This window comes from Rhodovastum atsumiense (assembly GCF_937425535.1).
GTDB lineage: Bacteria > Pseudomonadota > Alphaproteobacteria > Acetobacterales > Acetobacteraceae > Rhodovastum > Rhodovastum atsumiense.
Genome location: NZ_OW485601.1, coordinates 5,142,954 through 5,167,458 on the forward strand (window position 1 = coordinate 5,142,954; position 24,505 = coordinate 5,167,458).

Consider the following 24,505-nt stretch of genomic DNA (forward strand, 5'->3'; position numbering starts at 1 on the left):
CGCCCGCAAGTCCATCCGCAATCGTCATAGGGTCCATCCCCGCGTGGGCGGGGGAGCCTCTGACCCACACCCTGCCGGGATGGCTGGATCGGGTCCATCCCCGCGTGGGCGGGGGAGCCCCCTCCGCCTGCCCATCCTCGTAAAGCGGGTCAGGTCCATCCCCGCGTGGGCGGGGGAGCCGCGTCCGGAACTTTGCAGCACGGGAGATGCAACGGTCCATCCCTGCGTGGGCGGGGGAGCCCCCGTGTCCTCGCGATAGAGGGTGGATGCCGTGGGTCCATCCCCGCGTGGGCGGGGGAGCCTGCATCGTCTCGTCTGGAATGGACTTGTATGGGGGTCCATCCCCGCGTGGGCGGGGGAGCCCTGGATTTCCACAGCACCGCCGCCGCCGTCCTGGGTCCATCCCCGCGTGGGCGGGGGAGCCCAGACATTATATCCGCCGCCGCCGAACGATTTGGGTCCATCCCCGCGTGGGCGGGGGAGCCGCGGTTGGGTCCAGTTTTCCACCGGTAACCCGGGGTCCATCCCCGCGTGGGCGGGGGAGCCGAACCACGCTGATAGTCCGATAGGGCCTGACGGGGTCCATCCCCGCGTGGGCGGGGGAGCCTCGTGATGCCTACTGATATCGATCCCAACACGGGGTCCATCCCCGCGTGGGCGGGGGAGCCCATGACCGCCGCCCTCGATGCGCTGTGGGCGCGGGTCCATCCCCGCGTGGGCGGGGGAGCCTTCATGCACGCGGAAACGAAAGTCTCGCATGCAGGTCCATCCCCGCGTGGGCGGGGGAGCCCGCCGGTCAGCGCCAGCGCGGCGCCGCTCGTCGGGTCCATCCCCGCGTGGGCGGGGGAGCCCACGCTCCGCGCACGATGGATACGTTGCCCACGGGTCCATCCCCGCGTGGGCGGGGGAGCCGTTGCGGCGGATGCCGGCGAGATACCGAAGAACGGTCCATCCCCGCGTGGGCGGGGGAGCCGAGTAGAAAATCGAGCCGACGCCATATGCAGTGGGTCCATCCCCGCGTGGGCGGGGGAGCCCTGTAATGGGCTGACCTTATAACCCTTATAACGGGTCCATCCCCGCGTGGGCGGGGGAGCCCCCGCGCGCCTGCCCCTCGTCCTCGTCCACCAGGGTCCATCCCCGCGTGGGCGGGGGAGCCGCTGCCCATTCTGTGGCGAGCTGTGCATTCATGGGTCCATCCCCGCGTGGGCGGGGGAGCCGATGATCTCTGCCGAGGTCAGCGGGGGAGGCGGGGTCCATCCCCGCGTGGGCGGGGGAGCCGCCGGTATCATCCTCCACCATCGCCATGAGGCGGGTCCATCCCCGCGTGGGCGGGGGAGCCCTTGCGCGTGGCTCCGCGCGATCTATTGACAGGGGTCCATCCCCGCGTGGGCGGGGGAGCCTTGCGCGGTGTGACGGATCACTTCCGTGAGCTGGGTCCATCCCCGCGTGGGCGGGGGAGCCCGCCGCTTCCGGCTGTCCGGGCACTGCGATCTGGGTCCATCCCCGCGTGGGCGGGGGAGCCGTGATTCCGAAGGGGCAGCCTAGTTTAAAGGCAGGTCCATCCCCGCGTGGGCGGGGGAGCCCCAGGCGGCCCCGACAATCATGCAAGCGGAGGGGGTCCATCCCCGCGTGGGCGGGGGAGCCTCGTCGAGGGAGCGGTACTCGACCTCGGTGTTGGGTCCATCCCCGCGTGGGCGGGGGAGCCCGGCGCATCCGGGCAGCAGGGAAACGATATCGGGGTCCATCCCCGCGTGGGCGGGGGAGCCTAATACGTTTATGCGCGCGGTGAAACGACATGGGGTCCATCCCCGCGTGGGCGGGGGAGCCGCTGCGCGCTCGGGAGTCGGGGCGCCTGGTGCGGGTCCATCCCCGCGTGGGCGGGGGAGCCAATGTCCGCGAGGGCATGGAGATCCTGATCGAGGGTCCATCCCCGCGTGGGCGGGGGAGCCCGCTGTGCCAGTGCTGGCGGGTGATGCGGCTGAGGTCCATCCCCGCGTGGGCGGGGGAGCCGCAACAACCGACCCCCTCACCTATGAGAGTCAAGGTCCATCCCCGCGTGGGCGGGGGAGCCGCCTCCGCCTGTCCAACTCCACGCCACGCGACGGGTCCATCCCCGCGTGGGCGGGGGAGCCCCGGGTATCTCTCGCCCCAGGTAGGGGCAGACAGGTCCATCCCCGCGTGGGCGGGGGAGCCGGAGCCGCGTCCACATAGCGGCGCGACTGCTCGGGTCCATCCCCGCGTGGGCGGGGGAGCCTGTTGTTGATGAAGCGTGGCGGATATTTGGTAAGGTCCATCCCCGCGTGGGCGGGGGAGCCTCCTTAGTGTGACGCCGGTCGTCAAGCAGCGGGGGTCCATCCCCGCGTGGGCGGGGGAGCCTCGGCCGCGTGCAGGCGTTCGCGGAGTGCCTGGGGTCCATCCCCGCGTGGGCGGGGGAGCCTATTTGCCCAAGTTGGGAATGGGCTTCGATCCGGGTCCATCCCCGCGTGGGCGGGGGAGCCACGGCACGATCCATCAACCTGCTGTCCGATGCGGGTCCATCCCCGCGTGGGCGGGGGAGCCGGCGGCTCGGTGTCGCCTTCGGCGGTCTGGTGCGGTCCATCCCCGCGTGGGCGGGGGAGCCCATGCCGAGGATGGATTCGCGGACCCAGACCGGGGTCCATCCCCGCGTGGGCGGGGGAGCCCGCCTGCTGCACGGCGGAGCGCGCCTGGTCCAGGGTCCATCCCCGCGTGGGCGGGGGAGCCCAGCACCTGGCGCGGCTGGAAGCGGACGCTCCGGGTCCATCCCCGCGTGGGCGGGGGAGCCGTGGGCAGCGCGGTGGACGTGGTGTCGCTGCCGGGTCCATCCCCGCGTGGGCGGGGGAGCCCAGCCACCTCTGCAGCAGTCAATTTCTGTCCAGGGTCCATCCCCGCGTGGGCGGGGGAGCCCAGGACGGCGGCGGCGGTGCTGTGGAAATCCAGGGTCCATCCCCGCGTGGGCGGGGGAGCCCCGTCAGGACATCTGACACGTCAGAAGGGCTGAGGTCCATCCCCGCGTGGGCGGGGGAGCCCGCGGTCGCTCGAAATCCAGGTCGGCAAGTCCAGGTCCATCCCCGCGTGGGCGGGGGAGCCGCAGGGCGCCTGTTGCCGCAGTCACTGGGGCGGGGTCCATCCCCGCGTGGGCGGGGGAGCCGGGCTTTCATGGTCCCTCCAGTCAGGAGATCGGGGTCCATCCCCGCGTGGGCGGGGGAGCCGCTTTCTCTGGAGCCAGTGACGCTCTGGGGAAGGGTCCATCCCCGCGTGGGCGGGGGAGCCCCAAGAGCGGCGCTTCTGGATGTCGCAGATCGGGTCCATCCCCGCGTGGGCGGGGGAGCCGCGGTGCGCGTGGTCTGCGTGCCCGGCGTCGAGGGTCCATCCCCGCGTGGGCGGGGGAGCCTGCGGAGCCACGACGAACAACCCTTCGTCGTGGGGTCCATCCCCGCGTGGGCGGGGGAGCCTGGCTGCGAGATCAACCCCGCGCTCTTTGCTCGGGTCCATCCCCGCGTGGGCGGGGGAGCCGCGAGCGCGGACCATGCAGACGGCGTGAGGACGGGTCCATCCCCGCGTGGGCGGGGGAGCCCGCACCGGCCCGGCCATGACGAAGCCACGAGCAGGTCCATCCCCGCGTGGGCGGGGGAGCCTCCTGGCTGGCGCGCAGGCGGGCACCTACAAGGGGTCCATCCCCGCGTGGGCGGGGGAGCCTGCACATTCAGCGGGCTGCTGACGCCCCTGCGGGGTCCATCCCCGCGTGGGCGGGGGAGCCGACAATGGCGGCAACGAATTTGCCTGATACAAGGGTCCATCCCCGCGTGGGCGGGGGAGCCTCTCTCGCGATCGACACCGGTATCACCGACGTGGGTCCATCCCCGCGTGGGCGGGGGAGCCCCGCTGCGGCGTGCGCACGGCGGGCGGCTGCGGGGTCCATCCCCGCGTGGGCGGGGGAGCCGGTCCGGTGTTCCATGGCGCGGGCCCGGCTGCGGGTCCATCCCCGCGTGGGCGGGGGAGCCCTGCCGCAGACGGCGCGACAGGTCATCGCCGCGGGTCCATCCCCGCGTGGGCGGGGGAGCCCGGCCAGGTCGATGACTGGTGCCGCGTCCATCAGGTCCATCCCCGCGTGGGCGGGGGAGCCATGCTGGCGGAACTCACGGTCCCGCAGAGCAACGGTCCATCCCCGCGTGGGCGGGGGAGCCATTCCAGCAACGACACCGGGATAACCTGGGTCAGGTCCATCCCCGCGTGGGCGGGGGAGCCGAAACCGCCACGCCGCTTCGGCAAAGCGCATCGGGTCCATCCCCGCGTGGGCGGGGGAGCCTCTCTACGCTAAGCTACAGACATTATTTACTTTGTCAATGAGCCAAGGTTGTCGTTGGGTGGGGCATTTTCGCGTTTTGCGAGTAGAAGGCCTTGATAGTCTCGCAGGTCCCGCGGCGGAAGCCCCAGACTCAGCAAACCCTGCCGACCGGGCGCTTTTGGGTCGCGCCATGTCATCACCGCACTGCCCTGTCGCATCTCACTGTGCCAGTCGCTCAGTACGTGCCATACCCGATCCCGAACGCCGTTGGTCATCGTTGGCGACGTGTATACGCCGGGGGCGATCTCGAGCATGACCGATGCCAAGAAACCTCTGAATCGATCCGGTACATCACGCGTTACGATCAGCGTCATCGGCATCGAATAGTTCCTTAATCCGATCGATCATGCGTGGGATGACCTGTTCGTCACGGAACATTCGTCCGGCGACGCCACGAAGTTCTCGTTCGAGATTGGTGTTCGGATCGCGCAGCGCTTTGCGCGCAACGCCAAAGGCGAGCGGCAGCGTGACGCTGTCACGGAACAAGTCGGCGATGTCGAGGACAAAGGCGTTCGCCGAATCCTCGTGGATGAAACCAAGCGGTGCCAGCGTCGCGGTCGCCGCCACGGCGATGAACGCCGCTGCTTCCACCGCTGTTGCCGCGTGATTGATCGCTTGGTTCGGCAAGTCTGCCGCTGAGGGATTGGCGCGATCATAGCGGCGGCCGTGCCAGGGAATATTGAACTTCTCCGCCTGGAGGCGATACGTCTCCTTCATCCGCGCTCCCTCGATGCCTCTCAGCACATCGAGGTCGCGGTGCGGCAGGATCTCACCGAGCCGCCATGCGTAGAGGCGTCGCGCGATGGCGATGCGGGCTCCATCGGCATCTGCCCAAACGCGCGCCTGGCGTCGCGCGAGACGGCTGTCATCCGGCCCGAGCGGCATTGCCGTGTAGGCACGCACACCATCGTCGCCTGAAGCGACGAGGCCAGTGCCATGTCGGGCCATCAGCCGAAGCGCATCGTGCGAGACCGTCGAGCCGGGCCCGAGCACGATCAACGACAGCATCTGGTAGGGAATGGCATAGTCCCCGGCATCCAGGTCCCCACCGCCGGCCGTGCGAAAGCGCAGGGTGCCGTCTTCCACAAAAAGATTGCCGCGCGCGAGCCAGATCAGCCCATGACGGTCTGCATGGGGAACCCGCGCAGTCTCAAGTCCAAGGCGCCCCTTCAGCATCGTCGCTCGGGGGGGTGCAGCAACAGCATGCCGAAGCCAAACGCACGGTGGCGGCCGACCCCACGAGCGATCAGCTTCGCGAACCCCTCCGGGTCGGCAACTTCCAACGTTCCAGCCATTTCAGCAACCGGCCGCGCGATCCGATGAACCGGGCGTTCCGACATTTCCGGTGTCGCCAATCCACGCCGGAACAGCAGAGTCCGCCGGACTGCGCACACCCGTGTCTGCAGCACCCGCACGGTGCCGTTCTGCTCCATCTGTTCGCGCAACCAGTCCTGATAGACCGTTGCACGGTCCACTTCTGGACGCGGGTCGCCGAGGCAGGGGCGTGGGGATTCCGCAGTACGTCCGGCCGCGTCAAGCGCCAGCAAGTAGGCATCGACTTCGCTGCCCGGCGCCCGCAGATCCGCCCCACGCCCGAGCCGTCGCACCGGGCAGACCGTCACCGAGAAGCCGAGCCGCTGCCCGCGCGGAAAGCGCGTGGGCATCGGTTTGGCGCTTACCTGTGACCAGGCGATGCAGTCACGCGCCAACTCGCTCGCGTCCATTGCCCGCGCCATCAAGTCCGGCACGGGACGGCACGTGTAGGCAAGCAACGGCAAGAGGGGCAGGGTAGCTGCGCAGTCGGCGCGTTGCACCGTGAAAGGCCGGGGGGCGAGATCGCCGAACAGAGCGGCCAACAGTGCGTGCAGCACATAGCCCGGATCTGGCTCGGCGCTCTCACGGCGGCCGCCGAGCCGTTGCGCGTGTGCGAAGGCCGCCAGCGCGCGGCTTTGGACCGGCAGGTAAAGCACGTGCAGCGGGTCGACAGGGAACGAAGGGGCATTCATAAGCCGTCATCCTGACGTGCCGGCAGGCGGGCACGAAACACCGTCCGCTCGCCGCTGTGGAACTGGTTCGCCCAGTCCCGCTGGTCCACCACGCGCTCTGGCTCGCGAGCCAGAGGATCGGCTCCCGGCCAGCCTTCCCAGGCCGGCCACTCAACCGTGACCAGGGCTTCGGCGTCAGACTCCTCGGCAACGGCGGCGAGCACCGCCGCTCGTAGGGTCGGTGCTGTGACCATCCCGCGTACGATCGGTGTCGAGGGCAGGCAGGGCTTGCGGCCGATGAACAGAGGTCGGGCGGGCTTGGCGAGCGCGGCGGCGAGATCGGCGAGGGTGGGCGCCTCGTCGTCTGGATCGAGTCGGGCCGCCACCAGCACCGCCGCGTCGGCCAGATACTGGCGCAGCCGGATATGGGTGCCGCGAGTGGCCTCGCCCTTGCCACGCTCTTCACGCTGGCCACGGGTGGTCCAGCCGGTGTTGACCATCCATGGCTGGCCGAGATCGACGGTCTGATAGTCGGTGACGACCTCGCCGGCGCGGACCAGCGCGCCGGCGATGGCCAGCCGCGCCTGCAACCGCTGCAGGCGCGTGCTGTCCGCGTGCGTCCAACCAAGGGCATTACCGAAAAGTCCGATGAGCAGCGACAGGCCGGGCAGGTCGCGAGTGCCGCCGTGGGCGTCGATCTGCGGCCCACCGAACGCCATCAGTGGCGCCTCCAGTCGCAGCAGGAGCACTTCCATCACGGGGTGCCGGCGACGATTCCACCCGCCCAGGTGGCGAGTGGCGCCAGGGGCATCGGCTCGGCCGGAAACGCCGCCGGCATTGTGAGCGCAGCAACGCGCCGATCCTCGTCAGGGCCGTACATGGTGTCGAACCGCCGCAAATACTCGCCGAGCCGATCCAGCGCCGTCTCACCGAGGCTTGCGGCTTCCGGCAGCGCCTGCCGGAAGGCGTTGGCGAGGGTGCGCGGCTGACGCGCGCCGGCTTCCACCAGCACCGCTTCGGCGTAGGCGTATGGCGCGGTCGAGCCGAGCTTGGCGCCAGGCGAGACCGAGGCGATCAGATGCAGCAGGCGCTCGGTGACTTGGCCGGCGAGGCTGGCGTCATCGCTGAGGTTTTCGATCAGCTTGGGGAGGTCGATGACGACATAGCCGTAGAACAGGCCGCTGGTCAGTTCGGTGGTGGAAATCAGGCCGCTGCCGGTTTCGCCTGCCGCCTGCACCAGGTCATCAACCGCAGTGAAATAGTCAGGCTCACTCTCGGCGGCATGGACGGTAAAGGCGTGGGCGACGTGGATGGCAGCGTCACCGCGGGCAAAGATGTCGGAAGTGACCATGCGCCCGAACAGCGCGCCGTCAAGGCCCGCCGCGGTGCGCAGTGCTTCCAGATTGGCACGGTTCTGCTTCACGTAGGCCATGGCGGCGGCTTTCGGGTCGGCGGTGCCCTCGGCCAGGATCGCGCGGGCAGCGGCGAGCAGGAAATCTATCTCTGGCTGGCCGAGAACGATGACCTGCCCGGTTTCCAGAGTCTTGAGCGCATCTTCCGTCGTCACCGTCCCGACCTTCTTACGGGAGGGCTTATCGGCCGCAGCGTCGCCTTTTTCGTTTTTCTGCAACACCACGTCCATCAGCGCCTGTACCACGGCGATCACAGGGGGGACGGCGTGACCTTCAGCCAGCAGGGGGGCGGCGATTCTTTCGGGGAAGATGCGGCGGGAGCGAACCGTCATCGGCACTCCGAGTGCTTCCAATGACCAGGCGCCGGCGGCCTTGCGCCAGTGTCGCTTGAGACATTGCGACGAGATGCGCGTGCGCATGCTACCCCCGAAGGGCAGGCGTTTGGCTGCGCCGACATCGTCGCGGTTGAGCAGGGATGCGGCGTAGGTGGTCAGTGTGTGGATCTGCAGGAAACGCGAGGTCACGGTGCGATGCCTTCCGGGAGATCAGTTGCGGTGTCGGGTTCAGAGCCGCCTTTGCCGAAGGGGCGGAAATAATCGCGGGCGATCCTGCGAGCGGCGTTGTCGGCATCCAGGCGACCGGCCATGCGACCGAACACCAGCGGGGCGGTCTGCACCCAGTCGAAAGGACGGCGATGGCTGGCGCACCAGCGGGTCGCCGCCGCAAACTCGTAGGCGAACGCATCTGGCCGGTCGGCGCGCAACAGGCGCAGCAGGCGCGGCTCGCTGTAGCCGCCGCCTTCCCGCGGGCCGCGCAGCGCGGTCCCCAATCCGGTGCCACGCTCGTGGATGAGCGGGGCCATTTCGGCCATCCCGGCGAGCAGGACCGCCCATGCGTTTTCGGCGCCACGTCCTTCTGTCCAGCCAGCGAAGTCGGGACGGGTGATGAAACTCCAGAACACGCCGGGCCACGGTCCCTGCCGCGGGCTCATCCGTCGCAACATGGCGATCGCGCCACGATCGAACAGGCCGGCCCGTTCCTGGAACGCGTGCACGCCGGCCATGATGACCTCGTCGGGGCGTGGTGCCGTGGGGGAGGATGTGGGGGATGGAGCGCTCATGCGGCGACCTCCGGCTCCGGTGTGGTTGGCGCGCGGGCCCGTGACAGCAGCACGTGAAGCCCATCCTTTCGGTTCTGGAGGATGGCGAAGGCGCGGGCCTCGCCGCGCTCGCGGCGATTGGCGGGACAGGGCAGGGCCGCGATTGCGGTGTCAAAGGTTTGTCGAGCTATGTCGTAGAGCGCCGCCTCGAAGCCGGTGCGGCCGGCTTCCCGCGCGGCCTCATTCTCGGGTGCGGCCCATGCGTCGAGCCACTCGAAAAAGCGCGTATCGACGGTCCGGTCGAAGGCGATCAGGAAGGGGCGGACGCGGTCGTCGGTGAAATCCAGCTTCTCAGGCCCGCCTTGAACGAACGCGCGCAGGGCGCGCCGGAGCGTCTCAGCTACCTGGTTGATCCGATCGATCATCGCCCGGGCAATTTCGCCGACCGCGAGCCGGGTTTCCGCGTTGCCGAAGGCACGCCGCACCTGTCCACTGCATCGCACGACGCGGTCGTGCAGGCCATCGGTGCCGCCTTCGCCCCGGACCAGGACGCTGCAGTGAACGAGGCCGGGGCCGTCGCCCTCGCCCGGAAGCGGCAGCAGCGCGGTTGGAGTACTCAGGCCGGTGCCCTTGGCAGGCTTCCAGTCCAGCAGAATGCGGGCAAGGAGGCGATAGTCGAAACCATTGGCGCCGACGGTGAGTGCTGCGGGGGGAACCGCCTCGTTGATCGGCACGAAGGGATCATGGAGTCTGCCATATTGGTCCTTGGCGGCAAGGCGTGCCCCATCGGTCGTCTGAAACAGCAGCAATGGACCGCGAGCGCTCGGCACCAGGCGATAGCGACGGCAGATCTCGACGCAGTAGGGATGAACCTCCGCAAGTGACAGTGACGATGCGCCGTTCCAGGGCATCAGCCAGAGCAACCCGTGGCCATTCGGGTTGAACAGTGGGGCGGCCTCGTCGAGGAGATTGTCGAAACCTGTGACCATCACCTCGGCGGCGCGGCGGACCCGGGTCCCCCAACGCATGTCGGCGATCCGCTCGACCAGCACGCGGCTGCCGAAGCCACCGTTCATGCGGGCGATGCCGTATTTGCGTTTGCCGCTGTATCCGGACATCGTTTGTGCATTGATCAGCGCGTAGGCCCAGTCATGCGGGGCGGGGTGGGCGATGCGCGCCTGTTTGATGTCATGGTTCTTGGCGGTGACCAGGATGTCGATCTGGTCGGGCTCGGTGCCGACGGCCTTGAACCCGGCCAACTCGTCGGCTGACACCGGCGGCTGCAGGAAGGCGGGCAGGGCTGGATCCTCGACGACCAGCGTCCAGGCGGCCTCCCCGGCAAGGTCGCCACCGGCGAGGTCGAGAAGCATGGCGTTCCACGAAGCCTGATCGGGGGGCCACTCTTCGGACGGGCCTGCAAGCAGGCAGAGTGCCGCAATCTGGCTCAGAAAATGAAACCAACCTTGCCGCTGGTGCGCGCCGAGACCCGGGAAGCCGATGATCTCGTTACGCCCGATAGCCGCCAAGATCGCTCCCAGGCCCAGCTTTGTCTCGCCGTGGGGGAGGGTGACGGGGAAGCACGCATCGACGCGGAGATTATGGGCAGGCATGAGACCCTCTCCTGCTGGTCGTCACGGGGGTGCTTCCGTGACGACCAGCAAAGAGTAGTCCGGGGTCTCTCGTCGTGCAAGCGAAACGAGCTGAACCTAGTAGGTCTTCCCCGCTGGTGCGGGGGAGCTCAGGCGCCGCTACCGTTGGTAGACCGACTAGCGGTCCATCCCCGCAGCGGGCGGGGGAGCGTCAAGCGGCCTCGGCCAGACGTAAGCCAAGGCGATCATAGACGAATTCCCGCCCGGCGAACCGGAAGTGAAGCTTATCGGGCTCGGGACGGATCGCCTCCGGGGCGGGATCGGCGGCCGGGGCGATCCCCTCGACCATCCAGGCCGGCACCGGCAGGGTTTGGATCGTCGTGCCGAATGGCCCCGGTTGGGGCGTCTCAAACCGCGCGACCCGCCGGCCGAGCCCGAGCCGGGTGGCCAGGGCGGCATCGAGTTCGGGTAGCGGTGCAAGGGCTTTCTTCCATGCAAGCCAGGCCGCCTTCGCGTGGGTGATCTGGGCTATTTGGGCGCCAGTGTTGATTTCGTTCACATGGCGGACCCAGGCTGGGCCCAGCTGGAGCGCCAATGTTTTGAGCGCTTCCGGATGGGTGGTGCGCTCGACCAGGTCGCGATTCATGTGGGGGATTCGCCAGATCGGATTGGCTACCAGCGCCAGCCGGGTCGCGGCGAGGATGGAGAGATCAGGATAGACCTTCCCAAACCCCAGAGGGGCATGGCTTGCCGTACCATTCGGCGATGGCGCGATCGCCTCGATCGGTGGTGCCAGAACAATCGCGCACGGTGTCGCAAAACCCGCCGGGCGGTCGGGACGGCGATGCCGGTGCAACCGCCCGAAGCGCTGCAACAGCACGTCGCACGGGCAAAGGTCGGTGATCAGCAGATCCGCATCGATGTCGAGGGACTGCTCCGCCGTCTGGGTCGAGACGGCGATGATGCCGCCACTCTGCGCATCTCTGCCGAACCTGGCTTCGAGTTCGGCGTCGAGCAGAAACCTGTCCTCCACCGCGAAGCGGGCGTGATGCGGTGCGGGCCGACCGTTGGGACTGAACAGGCAGTCGCTGGGAACCAGGGTTTCCAGGGCGCTCTGTGTCGCCTGCGCCAGCCTGACCAGATTGCGGATGACGAGCACGCGGGCGCCCCGGCTGGCGGCATCGGCCGCAAGGGCGGCCGCATGCCCGGGGCTGGCATCGGCGTCGAGCATGACCGTCACGGCCTTGCCGGCGGCTTCGTCCGGTGGCGGCGCGCCGCAGATCAGGCCCTGGGAGCCCAACAGCGCCGGATAAGGCACCTCGCGCGCGGTCGCGAGGGTGGGCGGATCACGGAGGGTATTGTGAAGCAAACGATGGCGTGCGGCGGCGCCAAGCGTGGCTGACATCAGGAAGGTATGGCCGCCTGCCGCCCGATGCTGATCGAGGACGTTGAGCAAGAGCGTTGACATGTAGGCGTCCGAGGCATGCACCTCGTCGATCACCAGCAATTGCCGCAGCATGGGGCCCGAGCGCAGCGGCGCGTGCCGCACCCGCATCCCACCGAGAAGGAGTTGGTCGATCGTGCCGACCATGACCGCGCCGGTGAGATAGCGTTTCGGCGTTTCTACCGCCCAGCCGCGATCGTGCCTCGTATCGGCGGGATCGTCCGGCCACAGGACCGACCAGTCGACTTGGGCCTGCCCGTCCCGGTCGTCGACACGAAGATACCCGGGCACGGCCAGACCGACCGGGGGGGCCGCCGCTCCGAGCCAGTCGCGCAGCTTCTTCGTGACCCGCTGCTGCATCGCCACCGCGGAGGCCCGTGTAGGCAGGGCAAAAAACAACCCGTCCACCGCGCGCGCCGCCAGCAACCGCAGGAAGTGGATGAGCGCGGCCTCGGTCTTGCCGGAGCCCGTTTCCGCCTCCAGGACGCGCACTTCGCCAGGCTCGGGCAAAGGCGCCGAAAGGATCTGCTGCTGAGCCCAGTGCGGCGTGAAACCCGGCAGCAGGCGGGCGAACGAAGCGAGGTCGGGTGCCTGTGCCGCCTTCTGCCGTGGGGCCGGCATGATAAACCGGCGCTCCAGCAGCGCCCGCGCCTGAGCACGTGCCCAGTCGAGTCGCGAGGTGCCACCGTCTTCGCACCAGGGATCGCCGGCAGGGCCGAAAACCGTGCTATCCGAGCCCAACCAATCAGCCCAGGTCACAATCCCCGCGAATGCGTGCAGGAAACGCGGCGGCAGGATCGTCGGCGAATCAGGCCCGAAAGCGTGCGGAAACCAGAGCGGCAGCGCATCACCGAGGCGGCGCGCGGCCGTGATCGGATCATAAGTGCCAAGGGGTTCCCAGAGGGTAAGGTCGGCCTCGCCAGTGGCAGGAAGCGCACCGTGATGCGCGAGGACCGCGCAGAGCGCCTGGTCCGGGTCAGGAAACCAGTTCACGACATCGTTGAGCCGCAGCGCCGTGATCAGTGCGGTGCGTATTCCGCGCCGCTGTTGCTCGCTGCCGCGCGAGAGAGGGTGGAACAATAGGTCCATGATTGGACGAACATGCCCCGCGGTCGGGCCGGGCAGAGAGCGAATGCGGTTACGGAAACCAACATTCACTTTCCCTGCGTCATGCAATGCGACCAGGACGCACAGTCGGGCAATCAGGGAAGGCGATATGGGCCCACCAAAGCCCGCCAGATGCCCAAGCCGCATCGAGATTGTGGGCAAGGAAAGCAGAGCCTCGGTGACGGCCGCCACGTCGGCAGCATGCGCGTTCAAGGAGAGCAGCATGATCTCGGGGGCAGAACCGAGGGTCTTGGCGACGGCATCTGCCGGATGCTCAAGGAGGACCATGTGCACGATTCAAAACAACTCGCTCGAGGGTTGGCAAGTGGATATCGGTTCGGATTCGGTTCGGTTTTGCCGACAGGGATGACGCGGCCGGTGGTGGAACCGTTGATGTAGTCAGCGTGGTAGCGCATGACCTTGAGCGAGAGGCCCCCCCAAAGGACACGCCAGACGTCCTGGCGGCTTCGACGCTCCAGCGTCTTGGCGGAGATGTCGAGCCGGCAGCGCCGCTGCGGTCGGTGTTGCCGTGTGTTCCGCCGCTGGCGCGGGGCGCAGGAGACAGCGACGCGATGCCTCGCAGTGGCGGGTGCCGGTGATCAGGTCGCGGCGCGCACCTGCCGACCGGCACAGGGGCATGGTGTCATCGCCACCTACTATGTCCCCAACCTGGAAATGACACCAACCGGCGCAAGCACGCCGTGGAACGGGTTTGTCGGCGTCCGGCACGACGACAAAACCAGGATGAGCGTCGGCAAGATGAGACCGGGACCGGCGTGGCACGCTTGCTCATCGCTCCCAGGGAAGATCCGTCCGGCCCCCGTGTGACCTCGGCGTATCCAGGGCCAAACTCCACACCGGCCCGCACGCTCGCGCGAACAGGTGAATGTGGGGCCGCGCGTTTGCCCGTCTGCGCGCTTGCGGCCGAGCGCGGGCAGGATGCGGAGGCGCAGGTAGGCCTCGTAGTTGGCGGCGCTTCGCAGGCGCTCCCGCACGTGCGGCACGTAGCGATCCCGGGTGAAATGCGGGCAAAGAACCTTTAGTTTTTATTTAGAAATATATGGGCGGGAGGGAGAATCTGAAATCGCCTACCCCCCATGACTTCTTCAGAGTTTGAACGGAGCGCCCTGATCAAGCATGTCGCGGTCGAACTCCGTCTGGTTGCTCCAGCTTAGCTTGGCGCCGAAAGCGCCGTTGATTTGCTCCAGCGCGGCCAGAAGCTGGGGATTATCAGTCGTGCGCAGTGCAGCGCTCAGATCGGTGAAAGCGGTGGCGAACAGTGCCTCGCGATCAAGGTAGTGCTGCTCGATCAGCATGGCGAGCGCTTCCCGATTCGCCATCAGCCGGGGCAGGGCCTCCCGGCAGGTGGCCTCGATCTGCTCACGTCGCCGCTTGGCAGCACGCGCGGCCTCCAAGTGTGTCACTATCCCATAAAGGAGTGCATCGATTCCCTGATTGACGGCGACCGCTGCCACCGCGCCGAGGACGGCGGCCAGAAGCCCGGCCAGGATGTCGCCGATGCCGAACGGTAAGGCTGCGAACTGCGCCTGCAGTTGGGCTTCCAGTGCGACGCTCAGGGTGGCAATCCCGAGTGTCGCGAGCACTTTGAGGACAATAGCGACCAGCCGGCCGAAGCTTGGGACGCTTCCCGTGAAATATCCCCAAATGGCGTCCCAAATCTGCTGCGCCAGGGCGCCGACGGTCTTGAGCAGATTGGCGGCGCTTTTCACGAGGCCGGCGAGTACTGCGGTGCTGGCCTCGAAAGCTAACTGCCCCAGCCCACCAAGCGAGTGCTGCGCCAACGCCACATTCAGGCGGTCCCAGGTGGCCGCAAAGAGGCGCTGCACGCGTGCCAGGGCCGGCGGACCGCCAGCACCATGAAAGGCGTCCTGCATCTCCCAGATCGCGCCGCTGACGACGAAGGCCGCGGTGTCCAGCACGGCGTTCTTGACTGTTCCTTCGCTGACACGCACGGCAGCATGTTCGGCAGTGCCCATGACGGACTGGGTCACAGGGTGCTCGGCGGCCCAAGAGGTGTGCTGGCCCTGGATGAGCTTGCCGAGGGCAATGCGTGCCTTTTCAGCTTTCGGCCCACCCCGGGCTACTATTTCCTTTAGCGTCTGCTTATGGCGATCATAATGATCGTGGGGCACGACGATCTGGCTGACACTATCCTGAAGATATCTTTCCTCCAGAAGCGCAGCGGTTTTGTCGACAACCTTGAGCTGCTGGGCTTCGATGACTCGATTTTTTCGGACTATGACGTTGTCGACTGAGGTGTGGTTGCGTACTGCGTAAGATGCCAATCCTGCAGGGAGATCACCCACCTGTTGGCGTTTGGCAAGCTCATCGGTGGTGAAGGCACGCGTATTTCGGCCATTAATTTCGCTATCAAGGTTGACCGCCGTTTTCTCCAGCACCTCAAACATATGGCCTTTGATGTTCGGGTTGCGGTTTGGGCTGCCGTCATCGTTGCACGAGACTTCCTGTATCGCCACGAAGCGGTCGAAATGTGCGGCATACAGATTTGGACCCGGCATCAGCGTGACTGCGCTGCCGAACCGACGCGAGAGACGTCGGCGCACTTCGGCCTGCAACTCGGTGATGACATCGTCGAGCAAGGAGGGAACTGGCGTCCCGGGAGGCGTCATGGGATATCCGATGCGGCGGCGCCAGGGTGTGCGGCACACCCTGGCGCGGGGGGTCACATGCTGGCCAGCTTGGCCACGAAGTCGCGTGCTTCCTGCACGGCCCGCCGCGACTCGCGGGTGACCGCACCATCGGCGTCGAACAGCGGCGCTTCCAGCACGTTCTTGACGGTCTTCGCCAGGGCCGCACAGCGCATCACCAACTGCCGCTCAGCGGCGTCATAGGTGGCGTAGTCGGTCGCCTCAGCGACCAGCGCACGCAGGTCGACGAGAGCCGGCATGAAGCAATCCTCGAGCTTCTCCAGCACGTCGGCCATCTCCTCGGCGCGGCGCTGGATGGTACGGGCTGCGACCTCGGCGGTCTTCATCTCCTCCACGGCCGCCGCAGCCTTCGCCAGGTTTGCCTGGGCGTCCTCGACGGCCTTCGCCGCCTTGGAGGCCATCACCATGCCGCCGACGGCCAGCACGGGGCCCGCGACAATTCCTCCGAGCACCGCCGCACCGCCGGCCATACCCATACCGCCAGCCGCCAAGCTGCCGCCACCGAACCAGGCCAGGGTGGCGTTGGTCGCGGCAGCACCCGCGAGGCCGCTGATCGCGGCACCTGTAGAGGCCGTGGCAAGAGCGCCAACGCCGCCGAACGCCGCCAGCCCCGCCAGAGCCCCGCTGCCCAATGCAGCCGCGCCGCCTTGCAGCACGTCGACCATGCGGAGCGCGATCTCCTGCACCTCAAGCATGTCGGCAGCGTTGACGGCGAGCCGCAATCCCGAGGCGATATTGGGATCATGAAAATCAATATTTTTGATTTTCTGAAAGTAATCGACGAACGGGATGAGTCCGCGCTCGTACAAGAAGGCTTTTTCCTTGCCGAGTGACTCAAGTCGTTGCTGAACAATCCGGCGAACAGCTTCCAGTTCCTCTCGTCCTTCCTCAAAAGTGCTCTGGGCTTCGGTAGTAATGCTTTTCGCGCGGGAGAAGTCGGCTTTTGCATCAAAGCCTTTCTTGACGCCCCATCCACCGGCAGCGATGGCAACGGCACCCAAAATCAGGGGAAGTGGCACGGTCAGTCCTCCAGGAAAGTCTCGGCTTCACGCAGCAAATGCAGTTGTCGAACAACCCAGGACGTCATGTCGTCCACATCCTCCGGGGGGATGGAAAAAGCAGCGGCAAGGTTGGTGATAAAAGCGGCTTCGCTGGCGTGGTAGTCCCCGTCTATGTGCGCGAGTGCCAATAGTTCGAGAAAAGCCGAGACGCGAGCGCGACGTGTATTAAATATTGTGGCAACTTCGCTCATCGTGCAGGCACGCGGCGTAACTACGGTGCCTATTTCGCTAATAAAACCTTCAAGGCGGCTGCTTTCGGCCACATCAACGCGGGCGTCTGCGGCCACAAGGCTTTGCGCGAGATGCAGGAAAACAGCCTGCTGATCGGGTTGCAGATTGGACAGGAACATACCAGCCAAGTCTTTCGTAATGCGCAAGCCCCGCGGCTTGCAGGTGGAAGTGGATGGGGGGGAATGCCCGGTGGCCAGCATCTGCCGAAGCACGGCACACGCGGCGTGGACCCGTTCGTGGTACTGCCGAAGATCAATCCGATCAGCGTATAAGCGTTGGTACATCAAATCGATACGGCATTCATCTGGGCGCGTTGCGTAGATCGCGCAGCTCGTCAGATCGGTATCAAGATGAACACAGGTTCCGTCCCCCCGGTCGAGGTGACGATACCAGGGATGTCCGTTCAGACTGCGACAGCATGCTCCACAGCGTTCACATTGAAACCGCGGCTCATCGGGCGCCCGCTGAATGTCTACAGAAGGGGCACATCCTGAACGTGACACAGCAAAATGCCCCTGGAGATCGTGTGCGATTTAACATTTATCGATCATTGCACATAGCTTATCAATTATGGGTAGATCGTCACGTTTGCGCAAGATGCTGCAGCAGGCGACACACCGCCACATTTCCAGCGAGTTCCATGAGGCGATGGCGCTGGTTGTGATGCTATGAATCAGTATCAGGGTTGATCGGCAGGAGGCCCTCCTCCCTGAGGCTATGGGGGGCGGCGCGATCCCGCTTGGGCTGTCGCTTCGCCAGTACCGCGCGGAGAGCACGTTCACCCTTTTCAGGAAGACTTCCGTGAAAGCGATCATGCGCGCTGCCGCGAAGGCCGGTGTCTGCAAGACGAGGGTGGCGGCCGCGTCGGCAATCCTGCGCGAGATGACCGCGGCATCTGACCGGGTGCGGGTGTCGGCGGAGGTGGGTGTGCTCGGCCTGGCGACGGCCTCGGTCGCCGAGATAGCGGGGCGGGTTCGGATGTCGGTGCGGTTGCGTCTGGCCACCTCACGGCTGAACCGGGCTCAGCAGGTGATGGTGGCGGCCAACTACGGCATGGGGGGCAAGATCCGTACGGTGCAGGTACGGGTAGCCTTGCTGTTTCGTGAACTGCTCGCCGGCTGCGGCCGGCGTGCTGCGCGACGCTATCAGCCGCTCGGACCTGGTGCTGGTACCGGCGCAGTTGGGTACACCGGATTTCGCAACGGTCGCAGTGGCGGCAGGCGAGTCCACCCGGGCCGGAGTGCCGCTGCGGTGGTGGTGAACCGGGCCGTGCTGCGGGGCAGCTGGGACGATTTGACGCCCGCCGGGTTGCTATAGCCAACGATCGAGGAGATCGTGGCCGGCGACACGTCGGGCTTGGGGTCGCGCACGCAGAAGAAGGCGTCGCCAACTGACTTCCCGGGGCCCGATCTGGACGCGCTGTGGCGCGATGTGCGTAACACCCTCGGCGAGCTTCGACCGCACGGAACGGTCGAGCAGATGGTCGCGTGACAAGGAGGAAGGTGTCACTGTCATCCATTTATCTCCCCAACCTGGAAATGACACCAACCGGCGCAAGCACGCCGTGAAACGGGTTTGCCGGCGCCCGGCATGACGACAGAGCCACGATGAGCGTCGGCAAGATGCGATCGGAACCGGCGTGGCCCGCAGGGTCACCGCTCTCATGGAAGAGCCGCTCAGCCCACAGTGCCGGATGACGGCTCACATCCGGTCGGGGCCGCGGCCTCGGCACACCCAGGGCCAAACTCCACCACACCGGTCCGCACGCTCGCGTGAACAGGTGAATGTGGGGCCGCGCGTTTGCCCATCTGCGCGCGGCCAGCACGCTCACCCGTTCAGGAGGACTTCCGTGAAGACGATCGCGCTCGCCGCCGCCAAGGGCGGTGTCGGCAAGACGACGCTGGCTGCCGCGCTGGCCACCGCCGCCACCATGTCCTGCCGTGGCTTCAGGGTCTGCATCGCCGACCTCGATCCCCAGGGCTCGTTGACCGAGTGGTGGAACGACCGCGAGTCGACGCATCCGCAGCTCGTCTCGTCAGCCGATCGGCCGCTCGCGCAGGAACTGCGTGCCTGGCGAGCCGACGGCTTTCACCTCGCCATCCTGGACTGCCCGCCCGGCTACGCCAACGCGATCCACAAGGAGGCGATCGCCCTCTCCAATCTGGTACTGGTGCCGACGGGGCCGGGCCCGCTGGACCTGCATGCGGTCGCCTCGACTGCGCAGATGGCCGAGGGGGCGGGCAAGCCGTTCCGCTACGTGCTGAACCGCGCGGTGTGCCGCAGCCGGATTGCCGGGCGAGCAGTTGAGGAACTGCGCAGCCGCGGCGGGCTGCTTTGGCCGCCGGTGCACAACCGGGTTCAGATCTCGGCCGCGATGGCAGCGGGGCTCACGGTACTGGAGACCAAGCCGGACAGCGTGGCAGCGAAGGAACTGTCCGACCTTTGGCAGGCGGTACGGCGGCTCATCGACGGCATCCCGGAACAGCCGCGCGCCCGAAGCACCGGCGGGGGGCGGCGTTCATGATCGGGGGAGGGCCGCTGCAGAGGGGGATATTGGCGTCGAAGGGGGAGGCGAAGCCGCCCCCAGAGCCGGTGGTCCGCCCACGGAAGGGAGGCAGCCGGCGGGTCGGCGCGACGCTGCCGGCGGAGCTGTACGTCCGCTTCAAGGCCTACGTGGCACGGCGCGGAGGAACTGGCGAGCAGGCCATTGCCGACGCGATCGAGCAGATGGTGACGAGCGGGGAATGAGGACACCGCCCCCGTCTTGAACCAGATCGGATATGACGGCGGCGCAACTGAGCAGGGCCCAGCACCAAGGTGTGCTGGGCCCTTTTCCCAAAACGGCAGAGCGCCCCCGACTCAGCCGTCGGCAGTGGATGTGCGCACGCAGCAGGCCACATAGGCTTCGAGGTCGCGGACGCGATAGCGGACGGTCTTCCGGCCTAGCCGGACGAAGGGCGGCCCGCCCCCGCTGCACCGCCACCGCTCCAACGCCTTCCGCCTGACCCCCAGCCACGCCGCCGCGCCCGCGGTCGTGAGGAGGCCACCCGCCGAGGGCTCAGAGTATCCCGCCTGCAGCAGGGAGTCCGCAGTAACGTTCCTCATCGATCCGCCCCCGCTGTCGGCCCGGCGAGGGCATCGCCGGCGCCTGTCGCGACCCGCCCGACCATGTTGGCGGCCTCCACCAGCGTCTGCGGGCTCAGGTGGGCGTATCGGGCGGTGGTGGCGAGCTGGGTGTGGCCGAGGACGCGGCTCACGTCGTACAGCGACCGGCCGCCGTTGATCAGGATGCTGGCGAAGGTGTGGCGCAGGTCGTGCAGCCGCGTGCCCGCGGGCAGGGCGGCGGCGCGGCGGGCCCGCGCCCAGGCCGAGCGCACGCTCTGCATGGGGCGCCCGGGCCGGCGGGGGGACGGAAACAGCCACTCCTGGCCCGGCGCGCGCGGCAGCGTCTCCAGCAGCCGAAGGGCAGCGTCGCTGAGCGGGATGTGCCGCCGCCGGCCACTCTTGGACCGCGGCACCGTCAGCAGGCGCCGCTCCACATCCACGTCTGCCCAGCGCGCGCGCAGCACCTCGCTGCGGCGCGCGCCGGTCAGCGCCAGGAGCGCGATCGCCCGGCCCGCGAGCGGATCGGGGTCCTCGCCGAGCGCCGCCATCAGCGCCGCCACCTGCGCCTCCGCCAGGTAGCTCTCGCGGGGCTCCTCGCGCAGCATGCCCGGGTGCTGGGCGGGGTTGGCGCCCTGGTAGAGCCCCCAGCGCAGGGCGAGGCTGAACATGCGCCGCAGCACAGCCAGGTGCCGGTTCACCGAGGCGTTCGACAGCCCCTCGTCGATCAGGCCGCGGCGGAACGCAGCGATGTGAGCGGGCGTCACCTCATCGAGCGCCTTCCGCCCGAGCGCGGGGGCGATGCGCAGGCGGATCGCGGCCTCGTAGTTGGCGTGCGAGCGCAGGTGCTCGCGCGCGTGGGGGATGAACATGTCGGCCGCGTAAGCGGCGACGGTCGGTATCGCCGCCAGTCGGTCGCGGGTCCCAGCGGGGTCGCCGCCCAGGCTGATGGCAGCCCGCTTTTCCTGGGCCTTCTTGCGAGCCTGGTCGGCCGTGATGTCCCCGTAGCGGCCGAGCCTCAGCTCCCGGCGCCGGTGGCGTGGGTCGGTGTACCGGAGCCAGAAAGTCTTGCGGCCCGAGGGGCAGACTTCGATCGCGAAGCCCGGGATGGCAAGGTCATACACCCGGTACTTCCGCTCTCCCGGCGCGACGGCCAGGAGGTTCTTGATGTAGGCGGTGGTGAGGGCGGCCTTCGCCATCCCGGGGCAACTCCTCTTGTGGGTCGTTACGTGGAAGGCTGCTGCCGCGCCCGTACTGGGCGCGGCGAAGAAATAGGGCTGAATGGACGTCACGACGTCTCTTGGGTGCCGGGTTCCCCGAGGGCGATGCCTTCGGGATCGAGGGCGGCGTCGATGACCGGTCCGCGGGCAGGCACGAACGCCAGCTGCCATTCAAAGGTGGGAAAGTGCGCGAGGATCGCCTTGAGCAGGGCCCGTGTCTCCGGCACCCACGGCACGCAGTGAGCGAGGAGAGGGGCAGACCGGCGCCCTGCGTAGGTGATGTCCTCTTTTCCGGTAGGGAAGCCGGCTTCCGAGAGGAGCCTCGCGACTGCCGCGAGGCCGCGTTTCTGGAATCGGATGCCCCACAGACCCTGGCGGCCGGCCTGCAGGAATACCCGCTTCAGGATGCCCCAGGCATTGTCTTGCCGCACCTGGAGCGTCCGGACGCCGGCGGCCTCGCAGGCCCGCTTCAGCGCCCAGGAAGCCTCGAAATACGCCTCCCAGTCACGGTAGTCGTCCATCGTCCGGAAGACGCGCTGTCGATCGCGGCTCCAGCCGTCCACCCGCACGCGGGCGAATTCGGCTTGCTCGACGCTTTCCCAGGCATCGGTGTCCCAGGCGATGCGGTCCTTGCGGCGGCCGAGCCGCACCATGCGTGGCCGCACGGGGCGCCGCTTGAAGTCGTAGCGCAGGTTGAGGGTCCGCGTCCGCTCGATGCCGTGCAGGTCCGCCTCGCGCGTCAGCTGCTCGCGGGCGGATATCAGCTGCTCGTGGACCACGGTCATGCCGGGGCGCAGACCAAGGTAGAGTCGCAGCATGAAGCGGTTCTCGGCGGACGGATCGGAGCGGGTCGGCGGCTTGACGCTGCCCTTGGCGCAGACCGGCTCGAAGCCATCGGCCTTGAGCGCGGTGAAGGTCGTCCGGACCGCCACGGAGATCAGCTGGCGCGCGCCGTGCTTGGGCGTCGGATCCAGCACCTCACGCGCGCCGAAAAGCCGCTCGCGCAGATCGGCAAAGTAAGCACAGACGGGGCCATCCAGGCTGAGCTGGTCGAGCGGTACGTTGACGAGCAGACCGTCCGTGGTGGCGGTGAGCACGGTTCCCCACGAGGGCACGCCGGCCAGGATCTCGCCGAGCACCGCGCGGATGAAGCTGGTCGCCCACGCTGCCATGAACGGCTCGGTGAGTGCCGAGGGCTCGAGCGGTTGCCCGCGCATCGTCTTGGGATCGAAGACGCGCTTGTCCCTCAGACCCTGCGCTAGGAGGCCGTAGGCGGAGTTGCCGATCTCCTTCCAGAGTTCGTTGGTGGCGCGGTGCCGGTCCTTCGGAAACTCCCGCCGCCTCGTTTGCACGAGGCGCGTGAACTTCTCGAAGATCCGCTCTTCGGATTTCCAAGGTGCCTTGAATCCCTGGACGATGGTGACCTTCGCCCCCATTCGCACGGCAAGGAATATCTCGGGGGAGCAAACGAAGACGCGGTCCTCCTTGTGGCCTACCCGGGGAAAGACGAGGGCCTCCGACGGGGTCCGGACGGGAATGCAGGGGAACCGCGTGCCTAGCGGGAACTCGAAGGTAATCCAGGCGAAGCCCATGTCGCCAATCCCGTAGGCAGCGGGATCAAACTCCGGGCGTATGTTGTCGTAGTCGATCGGGCGCAGCGCCGTGAGCGCCGTCGTGTAAGCGGCCGGCAGGTCGAAGTCGTACCAGGGGCAGATATCGCTCGGCCCATGGTAGAAGCACTCATTGCGGCCGCCGTGATAGCAATTCCGGGCGAACTCGTAGTAGATCGATTGACCCGGGGACGGAATCGGCTTGTGTGACTGGAGCTTGCGGTACGTGCGCTTTGCCTCGTTGAAGTAGGTGCGAGGCTCGAAGACGCGGCCGACCTGGGCTGCCAGGGGCGCGCTTCCGCCGGCAAGGTTGCGCACCAACGCAGCGGCGCAGGCGGCGAGCGTCGTGGGGAGCTCTCTGAGCCCGAGCTGGTCGCGGGCGAACGCCTGCATCCTGAGCCCGTGGGCCAGGGCAATCTCGCTGTCGCGGAAGGCGTATGCGTCGAAGGCCTCGCGGAAGTCGCGCTTGACGAGATCCATGCGCTCCTTGCCGTAGCGGGCGGGCAGGCCGCGGCCCACGCATTCGGGCCGCTCAGAAGCCTTGGTCCGCGGGACGCCAAGATCGTCGTGCAGGTCGAGTTTGGGCAGACCGTTCATCACGCCCACATAGGTGAGGCCTTTTTGCCCGGGCGTCAGCCTGATGGTGTCGATAAACCGCAGGCGGACCTGGAGCCGGCTGCCGTCGGGAGCTCGGAGATACAACTGTTGGGGGCGGGTCCACCCACCTTCCTGGACGGGCTCGTCGGTGACGCTGTCGGACCGCGGCCCATCGGTTCCCGGAGCGACTTCGATGAGGTGGCCGTCGGTTTTGCTGACAACCGTCTTTCCCAACCCCCGGAACTCCCGCTTCCGTGCCCAGAAATCGAGGAAAGTGGCCAGGTCACCCCGGATGAAGTGGCCGAACACGGTGACACGATCCGGCATGGAGGGGAGCACGCCCGCCTTGATGGCGTGGCGAAGGGTCTTTTCGAAGAACTCGGCGATGGTCGGTCGGTCCTTGCGCGCCGGACCGCGGGGGACGTGCATGTAGCGGGCATAGCGCCCGCCGCACTCGACCACGGCGGTGATGCAAAGGATCTCGTTCCACCAGCCACCGCGGCCATCCGGCCAAGTGACCCATTCGGCATCGAAGCCGACGTTCGCAGGTGGTCCTGCGTAGGGGGGGGACTGCGGGGGCGGGACGCTGCCATGGTGGTGTAGCAGCGCTACTTGCTGCCGGAGTTGCTCCTTCATTTTGGCGCGGATCTGGCGCGGCTGAAGCCCATGCGTGCCGTTGCGCGCATGGGCGGAATTCCCAGCATTTGCAAGAAGATGTTGGATATCTGCCGGGAGGCCGGCCAGGGGAGCCAGTGCCACGGTGCCAACGTCGTCCGAAATACCGTCGGCTATCGCTGGGGTGGCGGGGTCGATGTTCGCCGGCGGCTTACGGGAGGGCTCGCCGGGCGTCACGCCCTTAACGTGCTTGGGCATAGTTCCAGACCTCGGATTGGAAGGGATCCGAAGCACTGATCCACTCCGTGTCAAAACCAACACTAGCGACAGAACTGGTCGCACCCTGTGCCTCGGTGCCGACCGGGGAGGACGAGCGG

General features: G+C 67.5%; 18 protein-coding genes and 1 CRISPR repeat array (1 of these 19 running past the window's edge). Of the genes, 4 read left to right on the forward strand and 14 right to left on the reverse strand.

Annotated features, from left to right (window positions below; genetic code table 11):
* Positions 1 to 4,327: a CRISPR direct-repeat array (repeat unit 29 nt; unit sequence GGGTCCATCCCCGCGTGGGCGGGGGAGCC) (it extends 276 nt beyond the left edge of the window).
* Between the two features lie 26 nt (positions 4,328 to 4,353).
* The 11 genes from cas2e to NBY65_RS23220 all read right to left on the reverse strand — a co-directional run bounded on the left by cas2e (position 4,354) and on the right by NBY65_RS23220 (position 17,130).
* Positions 4,354 to 4,686, reverse strand: a complete 333-nt coding sequence (gene cas2e / locus NBY65_RS23170; RefSeq protein ID WP_150043095.1) for a type I-E CRISPR-associated endoribonuclease Cas2e — start codon at positions 4,684 to 4,686, stop codon at positions 4,354 to 4,356.
* Positions 4,658 to 5,542: a type I-E CRISPR-associated endonuclease Cas1e gene (gene cas1e, locus NBY65_RS23175; protein WP_150043096.1), complete on the reverse strand. Its 885-nt coding sequence runs from the start codon at positions 5,540 to 5,542 to the stop codon at positions 4,658 to 4,660. Before cas1e ends, cas2e begins: the two co-directional genes overlap by 29 nt.
* Complete coding sequence (locus NBY65_RS23180) at positions 5,536 to 6,372, reverse strand: type I-E CRISPR-associated protein Cas6/Cse3/CasE (protein ID WP_150043097.1); 837 nt, start codon at positions 6,370 to 6,372, stop codon at positions 5,536 to 5,538. Before NBY65_RS23180 ends, cas1e begins: the two co-directional genes overlap by 7 nt.
* Positions 6,369 to 7,106: a type I-E CRISPR-associated protein Cas5/CasD gene (cas5e, locus tag NBY65_RS23185; RefSeq protein WP_150043098.1), complete on the reverse strand. Its 738-nt coding sequence runs from the start codon at positions 7,104 to 7,106 to the stop codon at positions 6,369 to 6,371. Before cas5e ends, NBY65_RS23180 begins: the two co-directional genes overlap by 4 nt.
* Positions 7,106 to 8,287: a type I-E CRISPR-associated protein Cas7/Cse4/CasC gene (cas7e, locus tag NBY65_RS23190; protein ID WP_150043099.1), complete on the reverse strand. Its 1,182-nt coding sequence runs from the start codon at positions 8,285 to 8,287 to the stop codon at positions 7,106 to 7,108. Before cas7e ends, cas5e begins: the two co-directional genes overlap by 1 nt.
* The gene (casB, locus tag NBY65_RS23195) at positions 8,284 to 8,883 is read right to left on the reverse strand and encodes a type I-E CRISPR-associated protein Cse2/CasB (protein ID WP_150043100.1); all 600 of its coding nucleotides are present in this window, start codon (positions 8,881 to 8,883) and stop codon (positions 8,284 to 8,286) included. The genes cas7e and casB overlap by 4 nt, the downstream gene beginning before the upstream one ends.
* Positions 8,880 to 10,472, reverse strand: a complete 1,593-nt coding sequence (locus tag NBY65_RS23200) for a hypothetical protein (protein WP_150043101.1) — start codon at positions 10,470 to 10,472, stop codon at positions 8,880 to 8,882. Before NBY65_RS23200 ends, casB begins: the two co-directional genes overlap by 4 nt.
* 190 nt (positions 10,473 to 10,662) lie before the next feature.
* Positions 10,663 to 13,290, reverse strand: coding sequence for a CRISPR-associated helicase Cas3' (gene cas3, locus NBY65_RS23205; RefSeq protein ID WP_250265732.1), 2,628 nt, complete (start codon positions 13,288 to 13,290; stop codon positions 10,663 to 10,665).
* Between the two features lie 818 nt (positions 13,291 to 14,108).
* A complete protein-coding gene (locus NBY65_RS23210) occupies positions 14,109 to 15,623 on the reverse strand; it encodes a hypothetical protein (protein ID WP_150043103.1) in 1,515 nt (504 codons plus the stop codon).
* A gap of 83 nt (positions 15,624 to 15,706) precedes the next feature.
* Complete coding sequence (locus NBY65_RS23215) at positions 15,707 to 16,711, reverse strand: hypothetical protein (RefSeq protein WP_150043104.1); 1,005 nt, start codon at positions 16,709 to 16,711, stop codon at positions 15,707 to 15,709.
* A gap of 2 nt (positions 16,712 to 16,713) precedes the next feature.
* Positions 16,714 to 17,130, reverse strand: a complete 417-nt coding sequence (locus tag NBY65_RS23220) for a hypothetical protein (protein ID WP_250265733.1) — start codon at positions 17,128 to 17,130, stop codon at positions 16,714 to 16,716.
* Between the two features lie 655 nt (positions 17,131 to 17,785).
* Between NBY65_RS23220 and NBY65_RS23225 the strand changes: the two genes are divergently transcribed.
* From NBY65_RS23225 to NBY65_RS23240, 4 genes are all read left to right on the forward strand, one after another.
* Positions 17,786 to 18,301: a hypothetical protein gene (locus tag NBY65_RS23225; protein ID WP_150043106.1), complete on the forward strand. Its 516-nt coding sequence runs from the start codon at positions 17,786 to 17,788 to the stop codon at positions 18,299 to 18,301.
* Positions 18,302 to 18,319: 18 nt separating this feature from the next.
* Positions 18,320 to 18,475: a hypothetical protein gene (locus NBY65_RS23230; RefSeq protein WP_162530742.1), complete on the forward strand. Its 156-nt coding sequence runs from the start codon at positions 18,320 to 18,322 to the stop codon at positions 18,473 to 18,475.
* Positions 18,476 to 18,833: 358 nt separating this feature from the next.
* Positions 18,834 to 19,508 carry a ParA family protein gene (locus NBY65_RS23235; RefSeq protein WP_162530743.1) on the forward strand — a complete coding sequence of 225 codons (675 nt, stop codon included), beginning with the start codon at positions 18,834 to 18,836 and terminating at the stop codon, positions 19,506 to 19,508.
* 29 nt (positions 19,509 to 19,537) lie between these two features.
* Positions 19,538 to 19,732 carry a hypothetical protein gene (locus NBY65_RS23240; RefSeq protein ID WP_150043108.1) on the forward strand — a complete coding sequence of 65 codons (195 nt, stop codon included), beginning with the start codon at positions 19,538 to 19,540 and terminating at the stop codon, positions 19,730 to 19,732.
* A gap of 111 nt (positions 19,733 to 19,843) precedes the next feature.
* On the opposite strand, the gene NBY65_RS34130 is transcribed toward NBY65_RS23240, so the two are convergent.
* The 3 genes from NBY65_RS34130 to NBY65_RS23250 all read right to left on the reverse strand — a co-directional run bounded on the left by NBY65_RS34130 (position 19,844) and on the right by NBY65_RS23250 (position 24,386).
* Entirely contained in the window at positions 19,844 to 20,089 is a 246-nt protein-coding gene (locus NBY65_RS34130) for a helix-turn-helix transcriptional regulator (protein WP_150043109.1), read from the reverse strand.
* On the reverse strand, positions 20,086 to 21,285 hold the full coding sequence (locus NBY65_RS23245) for a site-specific integrase (protein WP_150043110.1): 1,200 nt from the start codon (positions 21,283 to 21,285) through the stop codon (positions 20,086 to 20,088). The genes NBY65_RS34130 and NBY65_RS23245 overlap by 4 nt, the downstream gene beginning before the upstream one ends.
* 89 nt (positions 21,286 to 21,374) lie before the next feature.
* Positions 21,375 to 24,386, reverse strand: coding sequence for a hypothetical protein (locus tag NBY65_RS23250; RefSeq protein WP_150043111.1), 3,012 nt, complete (start codon positions 24,384 to 24,386; stop codon positions 21,375 to 21,377).
* Positions 24,387 to 24,505: the final 119 nt, after the last annotated feature.

Excerpts from the sequence above, each read along its gene's own strand:
- NBY65_RS23180 (WP_150043097.1), bottom strand. The coding sequence starts at position 6,372 with ATGAATGCCCCTTCGTTCCCTGTCGACCCGCTGCACGTGCTTTACCTG.
- NBY65_RS34130 (WP_150043109.1), bottom strand. The coding sequence starts at position 20,089 with ATGAGGAACGTTACTGCGGACTCCCTGCTGCAGGCGGGATACTCTGAG.
- cas2e (WP_150043095.1), bottom strand. The coding sequence starts at position 4,686 with ATGCCGATGACGCTGATCGTAACGCGTGATGTACCGGATCGATTCAGA.
- cas3 (WP_250265732.1), bottom strand. The coding sequence starts at position 13,290 with ATGGTCCTCCTTGAGCATCCGGCAGATGCCGTCGCCAAGACCCTCGGT.
- NBY65_RS23250 (WP_150043111.1), bottom strand. The coding sequence starts at position 24,386 with ATGCCCAAGCACGTTAAGGGCGTGACGCCCGGCGAGCCCTCCCGTAAG.
- cas5e (WP_150043098.1), bottom strand. The coding sequence starts at position 7,106 with ATGGAAGTGCTCCTGCTGCGACTGGAGGCGCCACTGATGGCGTTCGGT.
- NBY65_RS23200 (WP_150043101.1), bottom strand. The coding sequence starts at position 10,472 with ATGCCTGCCCATAATCTCCGCGTCGATGCGTGCTTCCCCGTCACCCTC.
- casB (WP_150043100.1), bottom strand. The coding sequence starts at position 8,883 with ATGAGCGCTCCATCCCCCACATCCTCCCCCACGGCACCACGCCCCGAC.
- NBY65_RS23245 (WP_150043110.1), bottom strand. The coding sequence starts at position 21,285 with ATGGCGAAGGCCGCCCTCACCACCGCCTACATCAAGAACCTCCTGGCC.
- cas1e (WP_150043096.1), bottom strand. The coding sequence starts at position 5,542 with ATGCTGAAGGGGCGCCTTGGACTTGAGACTGCGCGGGTTCCCCATGCA.